General features: G+C 73.1%; 12 protein-coding genes. 5 read left to right on the top strand and 7 right to left on the bottom strand.

Going from position 1 to position 15,486, the window contains the following annotated elements; genetic code table 11:
• Positions 1 to 125 precede the first annotated feature (125 nt).
• From AB0H32_RS15845 to AB0H32_RS15835, 3 genes are all read left to right on the top strand, one after another.
• Positions 126 to 869: an FHA domain-containing protein gene (locus tag AB0H32_RS15845; protein WP_361119804.1), complete on the top strand. Its 744-nt coding sequence runs from the start codon at positions 126 to 128 to the stop codon at positions 867 to 869.
• Positions 866 to 2,461 carry a protein kinase gene (locus AB0H32_RS15840; protein WP_361119802.1) on the top strand — a complete coding sequence of 532 codons (1,596 nt, stop codon included), beginning with the start codon at positions 866 to 868 and terminating at the stop codon, positions 2,459 to 2,461. The genes AB0H32_RS15845 and AB0H32_RS15840 overlap by 4 nt, the downstream gene beginning before the upstream one ends.
• An 89-nt stretch (positions 2,462 to 2,550) precedes the next feature.
• Positions 2,551 to 3,033 (top strand): hypothetical protein, encoded by a 483-nt coding sequence (locus AB0H32_RS15835; RefSeq protein WP_361119800.1) that lies wholly within the window; start codon positions 2,551 to 2,553, stop codon positions 3,031 to 3,033.
• Between the two features lie 70 nt (positions 3,034 to 3,103).
• Here the strand turns inward: AB0H32_RS15835 and purH are convergent, their stop codons facing one another.
• Both purH and purN read right to left on the bottom strand, forming a co-directional pair.
• Complete coding sequence (purH, locus tag AB0H32_RS15830; protein WP_361119799.1) at positions 3,104 to 4,672, bottom strand: bifunctional phosphoribosylaminoimidazolecarboxamide formyltransferase/IMP cyclohydrolase; 1,569 nt, start codon at positions 4,670 to 4,672, stop codon at positions 3,104 to 3,106.
• Positions 4,669 to 5,307 (bottom strand): phosphoribosylglycinamide formyltransferase, encoded by a 639-nt coding sequence (purN, locus tag AB0H32_RS15825; RefSeq protein WP_361119797.1) that lies wholly within the window; start codon positions 5,305 to 5,307, stop codon positions 4,669 to 4,671. The genes purH and purN overlap by 4 nt, the downstream gene beginning before the upstream one ends.
• Before the next feature lie 282 nt (positions 5,308 to 5,589).
• Here purN and AB0H32_RS15820 point away from each other — a divergent pair, with 282 nt between their 5' ends.
• Positions 5,590 to 6,360 carry a hypothetical protein gene (locus tag AB0H32_RS15820; RefSeq protein WP_361119795.1) on the top strand — a complete coding sequence of 257 codons (771 nt, stop codon included), beginning with the start codon at positions 5,590 to 5,592 and terminating at the stop codon, positions 6,358 to 6,360.
• Positions 6,361 to 6,480: 120 nt separating this feature from the next.
• Here AB0H32_RS15820 and AB0H32_RS15815 read toward each other — a convergent pair whose 3' ends face one another.
• Positions 6,481 to 8,511: a DUF6350 family protein gene (locus AB0H32_RS15815; RefSeq protein ID WP_361119793.1), complete on the bottom strand. Its 2,031-nt coding sequence runs from the start codon at positions 8,509 to 8,511 to the stop codon at positions 6,481 to 6,483.
• Between the two features lie 96 nt (positions 8,512 to 8,607).
• Between AB0H32_RS15815 and AB0H32_RS15810 the strand changes: the two genes are divergently transcribed.
• On the top strand, positions 8,608 to 9,498 hold the full coding sequence (locus tag AB0H32_RS15810; RefSeq protein ID WP_361119791.1) for a sigma factor-like helix-turn-helix DNA-binding protein: 891 nt from the start codon (positions 8,608 to 8,610) through the stop codon (positions 9,496 to 9,498).
• Positions 9,499 to 9,768: 270 nt separating this feature from the next.
• Here AB0H32_RS15810 and sucD read toward each other — a convergent pair whose 3' ends face one another.
• The 4 genes from sucD to AB0H32_RS15790 all read right to left on the bottom strand — a co-directional run bounded on the left by sucD (position 9,769) and on the right by AB0H32_RS15790 (position 15,398).
• Positions 9,769 to 10,653: a succinate--CoA ligase subunit alpha gene (sucD, locus tag AB0H32_RS15805; protein ID WP_361119790.1), complete on the bottom strand. Its 885-nt coding sequence runs from the start codon at positions 10,651 to 10,653 to the stop codon at positions 9,769 to 9,771.
• 21 nt (positions 10,654 to 10,674) lie between these two features.
• Positions 10,675 to 11,856 carry an ADP-forming succinate--CoA ligase subunit beta gene (sucC, locus tag AB0H32_RS15800; RefSeq protein ID WP_361119788.1) on the bottom strand — a complete coding sequence of 394 codons (1,182 nt, stop codon included), beginning with the start codon at positions 11,854 to 11,856 and terminating at the stop codon, positions 10,675 to 10,677.
• Positions 11,857 to 12,265: 409 nt separating this feature from the next.
• Positions 12,266 to 14,401, bottom strand: a complete 2,136-nt coding sequence (locus tag AB0H32_RS15795; protein ID WP_361119786.1) for a hypothetical protein — start codon at positions 14,399 to 14,401, stop codon at positions 12,266 to 12,268.
• A 136-nt stretch (positions 14,402 to 14,537) separates the two neighbouring features.
• Positions 14,538 to 15,398: a hypothetical protein gene (locus tag AB0H32_RS15790; RefSeq protein WP_361119784.1), complete on the bottom strand. Its 861-nt coding sequence runs from the start codon at positions 15,396 to 15,398 to the stop codon at positions 14,538 to 14,540.
• Positions 15,399 to 15,486: the final 88 nt, after the last annotated feature.

The raw sequence follows: 15,486 nt of genomic DNA, 5'->3' as shown, positions 1-15,486 counted from the left end.
GCGCCATTCCACGTCGAGGGCCGTGTCTCACCCGTCCAGGGGAGACACGGCCCTGGTGTGTCCGCCTAGTCTGACTGGGGTAGCCGTTCTGACCGGGGTAGCCGTCAGGCACGGGGAGACGCACCTTGTACAGCATCATCGTCGTACCTCCGCCGACCCCGGAGGACCGACAGCACCGCACCCAGATCCGGCTCGCCCCCGGCGAGCGCCTCACCTTCGGGCGGGCACCCGGCAACGACCTGCCGATCCCGCACGACGGGGTCTCGCGCCGGGCCGGCGAGCTGAGCGCCCAGGGCGCCTTCTGGATACTGAGCAACCTGTCCGCGCACCAGACGTACGTCGTGGAGAACCCGGAGGGCGCCGGCGAGCACATCAAGGTCGGCCCGGGCAGACTCGACGCGCCCGTCCCGTTCGAGTTCTCCCGGATCGTGCTGCCCGCCGCCGGGGACCTGCTGCCCATCGAGGTGTGGGCGCCGCGCCACGACTATCTGCGCGACGGCGGCGGAGCGGACGGCGACACCACCGCCCCGGCCTTCTCCGTCGACCGCACCAAGCGCTACTTCGCCGTCCTGGCCGCCCTGTGCGAGCCGCGGCTGCGCGGTGAGCCGCACGCCCCGCTGCCCACCGTCGACCAGGTCGTCGACCGGCTGCGCCCGGCCTGGCCGGCCGCCTCGCGCACCTCGGTGCAGTGGAACATCGACTACCTGGCCGTGAAGCTGCGGCTCAAGCCCGGCCCGGACACCGCGGACACAGGTCCCCGCCTCAACGGCAAGAAGGAGTCACTGGTCTCCCTGGCGCTCCGCTTCGACCTCGTGCGGGAGGACGACCTGGTCGTGCTGTCCGCGCCGGCGAGCCGGGCGGCCCGGTGACCGAGCCGTACGCCGTGCCGGTGCCCCGGGGCTACCGGGTCGGCGTCTGGGAGGTGCGCGAGCCGATCGCGACGGGTGCTTTCGGCAGCGTGTACGCGGGCCGGCGCACCGGCGGCTCCCCCACCGGCGTCGGCACGGACGAGGCGGACAAGGACACCGTCGGCTCCGACCTGCCCAGGGCCGCCGCCCTGAAGTTCCTGCCCACCGGCACGGGCACCCCACGCCAGCTGACCCACCTGCGCGAACTCATCGAGCGTGAGATCGACCTGCACCGTCGGCTCAGGCGGCCGCGGCTGATCCGGATGTACGAGACCCTCGTCGTCGACGACCCGGAGCGCCCGGCCCTCGACGGCGCCACCGTCCTCGTACTGGAGCGAGCCGAGGCCTCCCTGTCCGCCCTGCTCGCCACCTCGCCCCGCCCGGCCGCCGGGCCCGCCCTGCTCGCGCAGGTCTGCGAGGGACTGGCCCAGCTGCACCGGGCGGGCTGGGTGCACGGGGATCTCAAACCGGCCAACGTGCTGCTGATGGCGGACGGCTCGGCCCGGCTCGCCGACTTCAACATGGCCGCTGAGCTGGAGGGCACCCACGCCTACACCCCGGCCTTCTCCACCCCCGACTACACCCCGCCCGAGCTGTTGTGGGCGGAGATCGGCGAACGCGGCCGCCGGATCCGCCCGTCCGCCGACGTCTGGGCCTTCGGCGTGCTCGCCCACCTCGTCCTCACCGGCTCCTTCCCGCTCTCCGGCGCCACCCCCACGGCCCGCCGCGCCGCGGCGCCCGCCTACGCCCGCGGCGCCGACGAACTGCGGCTGTCCACCGAACTGCCGGACTCCTGGCGGGAGATCGTCCGGGACTGCCTGGCGCGCACGCACGCCGCACGCATCACCACACAGGTGCTGCTGCGCCGCGTCGAGGCGGCCGCCGGTACGGGCCGCTCGCCGCGCCTGCCCCGTCTGTTCCCGCGCCGCAGACGCCGGTCGGCGGTGATCGCCGGCGCCGCGGCCGCCACCGTCGCCGTCGCGGCCCTCGGCTACGGCATCAGCGGCTGGGCCGAGAGCGGAAGCGACCGGTCCCACGAGGGGGGTCACGATGTCTCCCCGGCCGCCTACGGCGCCTCGGAACTGCGGACCGACCAGGGGATCCCGGCGGCCTATCGCAAGCTCATCGTGGACTCCGCCCACGCCTGCCCCCGGCCCGACGTCTCACCCGCGCTCATCGCGGCGATGCTGAAGGCCGAGAGCAACTTCGACCCGAATCTCTTCGACCCCGGCGAACAGGAGTACGGGATCGCCCGCTGGACCCCCGCCGTCCTGCGCTGGTGGATGCGCGACGACGGCGTTCCCGCTTCGGCGACACCCACACCGCCGCTGACCCCCTCCGTGTCCGTCCCGGCCATGGGCCGCTACCTGTGCTTCATCGACTCCCACCTGAAGGCCGGACTGCCCGGGGACAAGCGGGTGCTGGACGCGGCCGGCTACCGGACCTCGTACAAGAGGGTGAACGACGCGGGCGGAGCTCCCCCGGAGTACCGCACCTACTGCGCCCGCGTCGCGCACTACCTCAAGGAGTACACGCCCGCGGGAAAGAAGTGACCCTGAGACTTCCGAGGTACCCGCGGACGGGCGCCGCTGGGACGGTGGAACCACTCCGCCACGGCGGAGTGACCACTCTCTTCGTTCACATGGGGGAACACGTGAACATCGCCAAGCCCGCCGCACTGTTCGTCGCGACAACCGCCCTGCTCGCCGGATCCACGGCCTGGGCCACCGCCGCCGTCCCGGACGGAACCAGGGTCACCGGCATCCAGCGGACGGCCGACCAGGTGCTCGCGGGGCACCCGAAGCCCCTGAAGGTCGCCGCCGACAAGGTCCAGTACGACGGCCTGACCCTCACCGCAGCCCCCAGGGGGAAGGCCGCCGCCAAGGACCTGGACTGCGCCTACGGTCACCTCTGCATGATCGTCAACGGCACCAAGTTCGACTTCTACAAGTGCCAGACCTGGGACGTCCACAACTGGACCGGCGACGGCCCGTTCACCAACAACCAGACGCCGGGCACGGTCGCCCGGTTCTACAACCAGGACGGCAGCGTCCGCTGGACCTCGACGGCCTACCAGGCCGGCACCGCGACCTGGGACCCGATCTGGTCCCTGCGCCCCTGCTGAACCGGCAGGGCAGGCGGCCTCCGGCTCCCTCGGGGGAGGGCCGGAGGCCGTCCGACGTGGCCGGCCGGTGTCAGTGGAAGAAGTGGCGCGTGCCCGTGAAGTACATGGTCACGCCCGCCTTCTTCGCGGCCTCCACGACGAGTTCGTCACGGATCGAGCCGCCCGGCTGGACGATCGCACGGACGCCGGCGCCGATGAGGATCTCGGGGCCGTCGGGGAAGGGGAAGAAGGCGTCGGAGGCCGCGTAGGAGCCGCGCGCCCGCTCCTCGCCGGCCCGCTCGACGGCGAGCTTGCAGGAATCGACCCGGTTGACCTGGCCCATGCCGACGCCGACCGAGGCGCCGTCCTTGGCGAGCAGGATCGCGTTGGACTTCACCGCGCGGCACGCCTTCCAGGCGAAGGCCAGCTCCTTCAGCTCCGCCTCGGAGAGCGCCTCGCCGCTGGCCAGCGTCCAGTTGGCCGGGTCGTCGCCGTCGGCCTGGAGCCGGTCGGTGACCTGGAGCAGCACACCGCCGTCGATCTGCTTGGCCTCCAGCCGGTTGCACGGGCCGTTCGGGGCCTTCAGCACACGGATGTTCTTCTTCTTGGCGAGGGCCTCCAGGGCCCCCTCCTCGTAGTCCGGCGCCACGATGACCTCGGTGAAGATCTCCGCGACCTGCTCGGCCATCTCCTTGCTGACCGGGCGGTTCACGGCGATCACACCGCCGTACGCGGACACCGGGTCGCAGGCGTGCGCCTTGCGGTGCGCCTCGGCGACGTCCGCGCCGACCGCGATGCCGCAGGGGTTGGCGTGCTTGATGATCGCGACACAGGGCTCGTCGTGGTCGTACGCGGCACGGCGGGCGGCATCCGTGTCCGTGTAGTTGTTGTACGACATCTCCTTGCCGTGCAGCTGCTCGGCGTCGGCGAGGCCGCCATTGCCGTCGACGTACAGGGCGGCGTCCTGGTGCGGGTTCTCGCCGTAGCGCAGGGTGTTCTTGCGCTCGTAGGTGGCGCCGAGGAAGTCCGGGAAGCCCGACTCGTCCACGGGGGCGTAGGAGGACGCGAACCAGGAGGCGACGGCCACGTCGTAGGCGGCCGTGTGCTGGAAGGCCTCGGCGGCCAGGCGCCCCCGGGTGGCGAGGTCGAACCCGCCGGCCTGCGCAGCGGCGAGGACGTCGGCGTACCGCTCGGGGCTGGTGACTACGGCCACCGACGGGTGGTTCTTGGCGGCGGCGCGCACCATGGACGGGCCGCCGATGTCGATCTGCTCCACGCACTCGTCGTCCGAGGCGCCGGAGGCGACCGTCTCGCGGAACGGGTAGAGGTTGACGACGACCAGGTCGAACGGCTCCACACCCAGTTCGGCGAGCTGCTCGCGGTGGCTGTCCAGACGCAGGTCGGCGAGGATGCCGGCGTGCACCTTCGGGTGCAGGGTCTTGACCCGGCCGTCCAGGCACTCGGGGAAGCCGGTCAGCTCCTCCACCTTGGTGACGGGGACACCGGCGCCGGCGATACGCCCGGCCGTGGACCCGGTGGAGACGAGCTCGACACCGGCCTCGTGCAGCCCGCGCGCGAGGTCCTCCAGCCCGGTCTTGTCGTAGACGCTGACGAGCGCCCGGCGAATGGGCCGCTTGGTGCTCTCGGCGGTGGCGGTCACTGGATAACTACCTTTCGTCCCTCAATGCGATAGCCGTTGCGGGCGAGCCGCCCCACGACCTCGACGAGCAGCCTTCGCTCGACTTCCTTGATGCGCTCGTGCAGCGCGCTCTCGTCGTCCTCGTCCCGGACCTCGACCACGCCCTGGGCGATGATCGGGCCGGTGTCGACGCCGTCGTCGACGAAGTGGACGGTGCAGCCGGTGACCTTGACGCCGTACGCGAGCGCGTCCCGCGCGCCGTGGGCCCCGGGAAAACTGGGCAGCAGGGCAGGGTGCGTGTTGACGAACCGCCCGCCGAACCGCGCGAGGAATTCCTTCCCGACGATCTTCATGAACCCGGCGGAGACCACGAGGTCGGGCTCGTACCCGGCCACGGCCTCGGCGAGGGCCGCGTCCCACTCCTCGCGCGTCGCGTGGTCCTTCACCCGGCACACGAAGGTCGGCAGCCCGGCCCGCTCGGCACGGGCGAGCCCCTCGATGCCGGTGCGGTCCGCCCCGACCGCGACGATCCGCGCGCCGTACGAGTCGGCTCCGGTCCGCTCGATCTCGTCCAGCAGCGCCTGCAGATTGGTGCCGGATCCGGAAACCAGCACGACGAGGCGCTTGGCCGCTGGGCCAGCGGGGGTGGCGGCCACGGTGGGGCCCTTTCTCGGGGAAGCGGGTGTCCGGCCGGCGGTTTGTACAGTCGTACGAATGCATCGCGCTCCCGTATACGGGGAAGTCTACGAAGCGGCCGACCGTCAGCAACGATACCGGCACTCCGGAAGGCCCCCACGGGACGGGTGCGTGGCCGGAAGGTAGCGTTCGGGAGGTATCGAGAACGAGCAGCCTCGGGAACGTGGTCGCCGTGCGGCGCGTTCACGGGGTGGAAGCTCTCGTCGGACTGCCGTATTCACCTAGGGGAAGACGCTCTTTTGATGCCCGATCGCAGCCTGCGACTCCTCACGTTCCCCCCGCGCCCGGCCCAGGGGGGCGAGCGTGGCTCCGTGCTGCTGCGGGAACGGCCGGCTTCGCCGCCCGAGGCGCCCACCGGCGGGCAGGACAGCGACCGGCGGGGCGGTGAGCAGCAGGACGACAACCCGTTCGCGCCGCCGCCCGAGGGCACACCCGACCAGCCGTGGCAGCCCCGCCACCCCGAGGGGTCATCGGGCTCCGGCCCCGGGAGCGGCTCCCACTGGGGCAACCAGTGGAGCGACCGCCAGCCCGGCCGCTCCCCCGGCGGCTTCGGCGAGCGGCCCGGCGGCGGTCCCGGGGGCCCGGGCGGGCCGACCGGTCCCGGCATGCGCTGGGACCCGACGGACCCGGCCCAGCGCCGCGCCCGCTACGCGCTTCTCTCCGGCATGTGGGCCATCTTCTTCGTCCTGTTCAGCTGGCCGTACGTGGCCCTGCTGCTGGGCGCGCTGGCCGTGTACTGGGGCATCAGCGCCCTGCGTGCAAAGCCCCGCACCCCCGAGCCGGACGCCCCCGCCGCCCCCGCGGGTGCCCGCCCCCAGACCACGGCGGCGATCGGCGGCCTGGTCACGGCCGCCCTGGCCCTGGCCCTGGTGGGCACGTCCTTCGCCGTGCAGTTCGTCTACCGCGACTACTACACCTGCGTCAGCGACGCCCTGACCCACGAGGCCAAGCAGTCCTGCGACCAGCTTCTGCCGAAGGAGCTGCGCGGGGTGCTGGGCGTCGAGAACAGCTAGGGCCACCGTCCGGCGGCTCATGCCGGATGCCGGAATCGGGGCCCGGCCCGCCGTCTGCGGAGTGCGGCCGTCTGCGGGAGGTGTGGCCGTCCGTGAGGGTCCGCCGGTCTGCGGGGGCGCCTACGGGGTGTCTGGTGAGTCGGGTCGCTCGGCGGGTGGGTGCGGGTCGTCCGTGGGGAGTGACGGCCTCGGCAGGGACGGCCGGTCGGCGGGGGCGGACCGTTCCGCGGGGGCGGACCGTTCCGCGTCGGCGGGCGGAGGTACGTCCGTCGCCGGGCCCGGTTCAGGTGACGGATCCTGCGGGCCCGGGGCGGGTGAGGGTTCCCGCGAGGCGGGTGTGGGTGACGGATCCTGCGGGGCCGAGACGGCTGACGAGTCCCACGAGGCCGCGGCCGGCGACGAATCCCGGGAGGCAGCACCGTCGTCGGCGCCGGACGAGTCGGATGGGGCCTGAGGCGCGCAGCCCTGGGGTGTGGAGGCCCGGGGCGTGGAGGCCTGGGGCGTGGAGTCCTCGCGCAGAGCGGATCGGCGGGGGGCCTGGGCGAGGTCGTCGTGCCAGGCCGAGGCGAACGGGTCGGCGGCCGGCAGGAAGTCGTACAGCTCCGCCTCGTCCGGCTCGGCGGTGGTGAGCCCCGGCTCCGGGTGACCCCGGCCCTTCGCCGAGCCCCTCCCGGTCTCTTTCCCGGCGTCCTTCCCGTCCGCGGTTTTCTCCGCGGTCCCCTGTCCGCTCGTCTGCCCGGTCTCCTGCGCCGCCTGTGCCCCGCTCTCCGTCCCCTGCCCGGGAACCGTGCCCCGGGCCCGTCGGCCCCGCATCCTCCACGCTCGCACCACGAGCACCACCGGCATCCCGGTCACCGCGATCCAGAGCCCGGCCGCTCCCCCGCTCTGCCACCACACCGGGCCGAAGCGGGCCAGCGCGGCCCCACCCAGGGCGCCACCGGACAGGTCGGCGAGGAGGGCGAAGACGGCCGCGCACACCAGCGAGGCCAGCAGGTGCACCCCCATGGTCCGCACGGCCGACCAGCGCACCAGCGGCGTCCCCGCCCCGTCGGGCGCCCCTTCGGCCACCCGTTCCTCCTGCTCCCCGCGCGCCACGGCCGCCCGTGCCACGAACCATGCGACCGTCACCCCGGCCGCCACCGGCACCAGTCCCGCCGCCCAGTTCAGCGGGGTCCCGGCGCCCGCGTCCGGTACCGCTGCGAGCAGCGGGAACGGCGGCAGCAACGGCGCGGGGTCGGAGGCGAGCGGGTGCACCAGGTGTCCGGTACCAAGGGTGAAACCGGGGCCGAGGGCGTAGGACGCCGACCACACCGCCCCGTTGGGGATCAACGCAGCCCCGAGCAGCAGCACCGCGAACCGTCCGGTCCAGCCCTCGGTCAGCTGCACGAAGGACGCCCGCGCCAGCTCGCCGTGCAGCACCAGCGACACCCCGAGCAGCAGGGTCCCGCCCCCGAAGAGCACCGTCGTCCCGGCTCCCGCGGCGCGTGCGGCCGCACCCAGCCGCGCCCCCGCGTCCGCCCCGGACAGCAGCCGCCGGGCCGGACCCAGCAGCGTCCGCAGCAGGCCGAGGACGGGCTCGCTCGGGCAGCCGTGCGCCGACCAGATCCCGGCCGCCGCCGCGCCCGCCGCGACGAGCGGCAGACACACGATCACCCACCCCCACTCGGGCCGCAGTTCACTGGCGGAGCAGTACAGCGCGGCCGCGCCGCCGACCGTCAGATAGCCGAGGAGCACTCCCGTCCACGCCGTGCGCGCCGGAACCGGCGGCGGCCCGTCGGGCTCGGTGGACACGTCCGCCGCGTCCCGCGCCGCCCGGTACAGCAGCCACACCGGCAGCGCGAGGAGCAGCAGCGGGGTCAAGCCCACCGGTTGGGGCACGCCGGAGAGCGTCTCGGTGCGGGCCAGTTCGACCCCGTGCGCCAGCAGCCACAGCGCGGCGGCGATGTGCAGCGCGCCGCCCGGCCCGCTGTCGGGGTACGGCGAGCTGACCCACAGCGCGAGAACGAGCACGGCGAGCGAGCCGAGTCCGAGCCCGGCGGCGGCCGCGCCGCCCACGAAGCTCTCGCCCAGCCCGGGCGAGCGGTTGCGCATCCGGTGCAGCAGGAGCGACAACAGCATGCGGCGAGCGGTCATCAGGGTCACGCCCGCCATGCTCCCAACGACACGCGCTTTCCCGTCGTAACAGGCGAACCCCCGATGTGTCGCTCAATATATGTTTATGTTCTTTTTCGTACGAAGGGGTGTCTTGTGACGGAGTGCCCTGCCGACCGGCCGCCATCGCCGAAGGAACGCCGACGCCCGCGCGACACCCGGGCGCTGACACGGACTCAGGAGGCGCACGCCCTGACACCCGCTCAGGCCTTCGACGCGCTGTACGCGTTCTGCGCCCCCGCCCTCGTACGGCAGACCTACCTGCTCACCGGGCGTCGGGAGCTGGCCCGGGAGGCCGTGGAACGGGCTTTCCAAATCGCCTGGCAACGCTGGCCCGAGGTGGCCCGGGACCGGGACCCGGCCGGGTGGGTACGGTCGCTGGCGTACGAGTGCGCGCTCTCCCCCTGGCACCGGTTCCGTCCGCGCCACCGGTCCCCGGAGCCTTTGCCCGCCGACCCCGCAGACCGCACGCTGCTGCACGCCCTGTTGCAGCTGCCGCCGTCGTACCGGCGCACGCTCGTGCTGTACGACGGCGTCGGGCTCGACCTGCCGGAGACCGCGGCGGAGACGGAGGCGAGCACCCCGGCGGCCGCGAACCGCCTGACCCACGCGCGCGCCGCCGTGGCCGCCCGGGTGCCGGAGGTGGCCGACCCGGCCGCACTGCACCGTCGGCTCACCGAACTGGCCGCCGCCGAGCACCTGCGCCCTGCGAAGCCGCCGACGGTGCGGACCTGCGGCGAGCGCCGAAGCCTGTTCTGGACCCGGGCGGCCATCGCCTTCACGGTCACGATCGTCGGAGCGACGACACTGACCCTGCGCACGGCCCCCACGCACTACGTAGCACCCATCGCCCCGGCCCAGGCGGTACAGGGCGTTCCCCCACCGCCGGCCCTGGGCCCCCTGTCCCGAGAGGAACTGGCCCTGCGCACCAAGCTGCACGGCTCCGAGGCCAACGGACCGGACCGGTTGGTGCCGGCGGCGAGGTGAGCGGGGACGGCCTGTGACCGGCTGAGGGCAGTCGTTCCGCAGGGCGACGGGGGTCCCCCGCTCGAGCGAAGCCGAGAGTGGGGGAGGGCGGACACAGCCACCGGCACCGACACAGCCACAGCCACCGGCACCGGCACTGGCACAGCCACCGGCGACGGCACCGGCACCGGCACCGGCACCGGCCAACCGATTGGGCCACGGGACATTCGGAAACGCCGGTGGGCCCGCCCCCGCAAGGGGAACGGGCCCACCGGCGTGCAGCTGGGAAGCTCAGGCGCTCAGGATCTCCCGCGCCAGCTTCGCCGTCTCGGTCGGCGTCTTGCCGACCTTGACACCGGCGGCCTCCAGGGCCTCCTTCTTCGCCTGGGCGGTGCCGGACGAGCCGGACACGATGGCACCGGCGTGGCCCATCGTCTTGCCCTCGGGCGCGGTGAAGCCCGCGACGTAGCCGACGACCGGCTTGGTCACGTTCTCCTTGATGAAGGCCGCGGCCCGCTCCTCGGCGTCGCCACCGATCTCACCGATCATGACGATGATGTCGGTCTCGGGGTCGTCCTGGAACGCCTTCAGCGCGTCGATGTGGGTGGTGCCGATGATCGGGTCACCACCGATGCCGACGCAGGTCGAGAAGCCGATGTCGCGCAGCTCGTACATCATCTGGTACGTCAGCGTGCCGGACTTCGAGACCAGGCCGATGCGGCCCGGCTTGGTGATGTCGGCCGGGATGATGCCGGCGTTCGACTGGCCGGGGGTGATCAGGCCGGGGCAGTTCGGGCCGATGATGCGGGTCTTGTTGCCCTTCTTGCCGGCGTACGCCCAGAAGGAGGCGGTGTCGTGCACCGCGATGCCCTCGGTGATGACGACCGCGAGCGGGATCTCGGCGTCGATGGCCTCGACGACCGCGTCCTTGGTGAACTTCTCCGGGACGAAGATGACCGTGACGTCGGCGCCGGTCTTCTCGATCGCCTCGGCCACGGACCCGAACACCGGGATCTCCGTGCCGTCGAAGTCGACGGTCTGGCCCGCCTTGCGCGGGTTCACGCCACCGACGATGTTCGTGCCGGAGGCCAGCATGCGCTTGGTGTGCTTCTGGCCCTCGGAGCCGGTCATGCCCTGGACGATGACCTTGGATTCCTTGGTGAGGAAGATAGCCATGGTTGTCTTTGCCCTCGTCCCTTACTTCGCGGCAGCAGCCAGCTCGGCGGCCTTGTCGGCCGCGCCGTCCATGGTGTCCACGCGCTGCACGAGCGGGTGGTTGCGGTCGTCGAGGATCTTGCGACCCAGCTCGGCGTTGTTGCCGTCCAGACGGACGACCAGCGGCTTGGTGACCTCTTCGCCCTTGGACTCCAGGAGCTCCAGGGCCTGCACGATGCCGTTGGCGACGGCGTCGCACGCGGTGATGCCGCCGAAGACGTTGACGAAGACGGACTTGACGTCCGGGTCGCCGAGGATGATCTCCAGGCCGTTCGCCATGACCTCGGCGGAGGCACCGCCACCGATGTCGAGGAAGTTGGCCGGCTTGACGCCCTTGTGGTTCTCACCGGCGTAGGCGACGACGTCCAGGGTCGACATGACCAGACCCGCACCGTTGCCGATGATGCCGACCTCGCCGTCGAGCTTGACGTAGTTGAGGTTCTTCTCCTTGGCGGCGGCCTCGAGCGGATTGGCCGCGGCCTTGTCGTGGAGCGCCTCGTACTCGGGGTGACGGAACTCGGCGTTCTCGTCCAGCGACACCTTGCCGTCGAGGGCGATGACCTCGCCGGAGGCGACCTTCGCGAGCGGGTTGACCTCGACGAGGAGGGCGTCCGACTTGATGAAGGTGTCCCACAGCGTCACGAGGACGTTCGCCACCTTGTCGGCGACCTCGGCCGGGAACTTGGCGGCCGCGACGATCTCGCGGGCCTTGGCCTCGTCCACACCGTCGATCGGGTCGATCGGCGTCTTGGCGACGGCCTCCGGACGGGTGGCCGCCACCTCCTCGATCTCCATGCCGCCCTCGACGGAGGCGATGGAGAGGAAGGTGCGGTTGGCACGGTCGAGGAGGAAGGAGACGTAGTACTCCTCGACGATCTCCGGAGCGGTCTCGGCGATCATGACCTTGTGGACCGTGTGGCCCTTGATGTCCATGCCGAGAATGTCCGTCGCGCGAGCGACGGCCTCGTCCGCGGAGGCGGCCAGCTTGACGCCGCCGGCCTTGCCACGACCACCGACCTTCACCTGCGCCTTGACGACGGACTTGCCGCCCAGCCGCTCGGTGATCTCGCGCGCCGCCTCAGGCGTGTCGATGACTTCACCGGCCAGCACCGGTACATCGTGCTTGGCGAAGAGGTCCCTCGCCTGGTACTCGAACAGGTCCACGCGCTTCCGTCCCTATCAGTGATCTCGCGGTTCGTTGGATGCGTGGGCGTGCCGCGAAGGGCAACGTGACGTCCGCTGTCACAAGGGAGGCGCACACGGTGTCCGAGCGCGCGGCATGTCCGTCTCGCAGGTTATCGCCGCTCGCGGGGGCTCTCTAAATCAGGGGTCACACCTGAGCGGTGATACCTGTCACATGATGCCGCACATGCTGGCACGGCGTGCCGTCGAGGCGAGGCCTCACCGGGCTGGGGTTGACCCGGTGAGGCCTCTGACGGGCCTCGGAGGGCCCTGAAGCGGTTGATCCCCACCCCAATGGGGACCAGCCGCACTGTCCCGCGGGGCCCGGCCGAACGGGCCGACGGCATTCGGCCGTCCGGGTCGGTCACCCCGCGGAGTCCTTCCGGGGCACTCAGCCCCGCTGCTGAATGCCCCGCAGCACGCCGTCCTGCACGTCTCCCTGCACACCGTGCGCATACGCGCCGTCCACGTACGCGCCGTGCACATGGGTGCCGTGCGCATTGGTGCCGTGCGCATTGGTGCCGTGCACATAGGTGCCTTGCGCATTGGCGCCTTGCGCATTGGTGCCGTGCGCATTGGTGCTGTACGTATGCGTCAGGCCCTGGACATGGCCGGGGGCAACGGACCGGGCCACTCCTTCGGCGCCCGCGACGGCATGCGTGGCCGCCGGACCGCCGGCCACCCGGACCGTGCCGGCGACGTCGTACGCGAAGGACCCGGCCTGCTCCGTGAGCGGCCCCGTTTCGCCGGCGACCCCACCGACGAAGGGCTGCACGTCCCCACCCACGCCGTACACCAGCCCGTCCGCGCTGCCGCCCACACCGCCGACAGCCGGCCGCACGGTCCCGGTCACGTCGTCGACGACCGGCAACACGGTCCCGCTCACCCCGTCGACGACCGGCAGCACGGTCCCGGCCACCCCGTCGACGACCGGCAGCACGGTCCCGCTCACGGTGTCGGCGACCGGCCGCACGGCACCGGTGGCTCCGGCCGCGAAGAGACCGGCCCGGCCGGTCACACCTTCCGCGAAGGCACCGGCCTGCCCCGTCACCCCGTGCGCGAGCGGCGGCACGGCGCCCACGACCCCGCCCGCGAAGGGCCGGACGTCGTCGGTCACGCCGTACGCGAGCGTCCCCGCGTCCGCCACGGCCTGCCCCGCGACCGGCACGACCCCGTGCACGGCGGTCCCGGCAACCGGCGGCAGCACGGCGTCGGCTGTGTCATGGGCGACCTGGCCGACCGGCCCGGCGGCGTAGGGCGGCACGTCCGCGACGAGCCCACCGGCGACGGAGTACGCATCGCCCGCAGTGCTCGCGGCCACGCCGTGCACGCCGCCCACGGCGCCCATGACCGTCCCGTGGACGCCGCCCACGGCGCCCGTGACCGTCCCGTGGACGCCCGCCACCGCCGCCGAGGCGGTGCCGTACACGCCCGCCGCCGCATGCCCGGCGGTGTATGTCACGCCTGCCACCGCATGTCCGGCGGTGTGCGTCACGCCCGTCACCGCGTACCCCGCGGTGTGCGTCACGCCTGCCACCGCCCCGTCGGCCACCGGGAGCGCCCCCGCCACGGCGGCGGAAGCCACCGGCGGGACGGCCGCGGCCGTCGTGTCGTCCACGACCGGCGTGACCGTGCCCGGCACGGCCCTCACCGTGCCGACGACACGCTGCTCGACACCGTCGGCCGTGCCGGTGACGTGCGCGGGCACGGAGGCGACGGTGGCCTCGGCGGCACCGGTCGCCCGTGCCGCCGAGCCGCCCGCGAGGCCCACCGCACCTGCGGTCCGGCCCTGCGCCCCGGCCGCACTCTGCTGTGCCGTCGTCCGTACGGCGCCCTCGACCCCTGCAGCGCGCAGGCGCGCGGCCGCCTGGGTGGCCTGGAGCTTGGTCTGGGCGGCGGCCAGGGCCTCCTCCACCTCGGGGGCGAAGGAGGAGAGGGGGCCGAAGAGGTAGTCGATCTCGTCCTGGGAGGAGGGCGCGGAGTGCGCGGCGAGGTGGGTGACCGGGTGGGCGGCCTCGGCGGCGGTGGCGGCCTCGGCGGCCGTGGTCCGGGCGGCGGCCCAGGCGCCCTCTGCCTGCACCTTCCGCGTGTGTGCCTCGGTCTGTGCCTGGGCCTCGCGGGCGGCCCGGGCACCGCTGATGGCCCGGCCGCCCCTGATCTTCGTGGCGGCCGGGACCTTCGCGTCGACGTAACCCCGCACGCGATCGGCCGAACGGGTGACCGTCCGGGTCTGCTGCTGCGCCTTGGCCACGGTGCCCGAGACGGACGAGGGAGCCGCGACGGCCGAGGCGGTCGAGACGGTCGTGCCGGTGAGGTCGGAGGCGGTGTCGTGGACGTCGGTGAGGACGCCGTCGACGGTGCCGGTAATGGCGTCGGTGCCGGTGCTGACGTCCGTGCCGGTGCCGGCGTCGGGTGCGGAGAGCGCCGGGGTGGACAGTTCGTCGGCGCTGGCCGCGGCCGAGCCGAGCGCCCATGCGCCGGTGACACCGGCGGCTATCACGATCGAACGGCGGATGTTCTTGTTCATGTGTGCGTCAAGTCCTTCGGAAACGGCTGGAGGTTCCGTCCGGAGAGCGCCGGGGAGGCCGGCGGGTCCGGCGGGGCGGGCAGACCTGTTCCGCCCCCGCGCGACAGGTCAGTGGCGGGGAGGAGGGGTCTGCTGCCTAGCCGGGGAAGACAGGGATGTCCCGGTGCCGTTCGAGGGTTCCGGGCACGTCGGTGCGCGCGGTGGTGCCGGGCAGGAGACGCAGGGGCGCCCGGCCGTCGAGGGTGACGGCCTGTGCGTCACCGTGGCGGGAAGCGGTGCCGTCGACCGCCTGCTTGCCGAGCACACCCTCCGTGTCGCCGCCGGGCGCGGGCTGAGCAGGCGCCTCGACGGGTGCGGTGGTGCGCTGGGCGGGGATGTGAGCCGCGGGCTGCGGGGCGGCGGGCGCGAGGTCCGGCCCGTACGCGGGGGCATGCGGCCCTGCGACAACAGCGGTTCGGGCCCCGGTGCCGGTCCCGGTGGTGCCGTGATCGCCCTTGCCCGGTGTCGGCGCCGACACCGGCGCCGGGCTGCCGGGCCGGTGCGACCGGGGTTCCGGCCCGACCGGTGCGGGCACCGGATCCACCGGCACCTCGGAGACGCCGGGGAGCTTCGGCAGGGGCACGGAGGGAGCGGCGGGCGGCGTCGGCGCCTCGGCACGCGTCTCCTCGAGGGCCTGCGAGGCCGTCTGTACGACGTGTACGACGTCCCGTACGGGAGTGACGGCCCGCTCGGTGACCGCGCCTACCGTGTCCCGAACCGCGTTCCGTGTCCCGTCCCGTACGGCGTCCCGTGTCCCGTCCCGTACGGCGTCCGGTGCCGTGTGTCGTGCCGCGCTCTCCTGCCCGGCCGTCGGATGCCCCGTGTGCACCGGGACCACCGGCGTCCCCTCGGCCGCGTGGGCCTGTGCTCCACAGAGGAACCCGAGCATCAACAAGCCGCCGACCAGCAGCGCCAGTTGCAGCGCACGCCGCCCCGCCACCGTACGCAGCGTGCGCACAGCGGTTCCGGACAGAGCTGCTGACAGGGGCAAGAGGCCGGGCTTCCTCAGGTCGGTTCAGGGCGAGCGGGTGTGCGCCGGGGGGCGT

Origin of the sequence: Streptomyces sp. NPDC020362 (assembly GCF_040642095.1) — a bacterium.
Taxonomy (GTDB): Bacteria; Actinomycetota; Actinomycetes; order Streptomycetales; family Streptomycetaceae; genus Streptomyces.
Note: the sequence above shows the minus strand (reverse complement) of the source record. Positions and strands in the feature narration are given on the sequence as shown.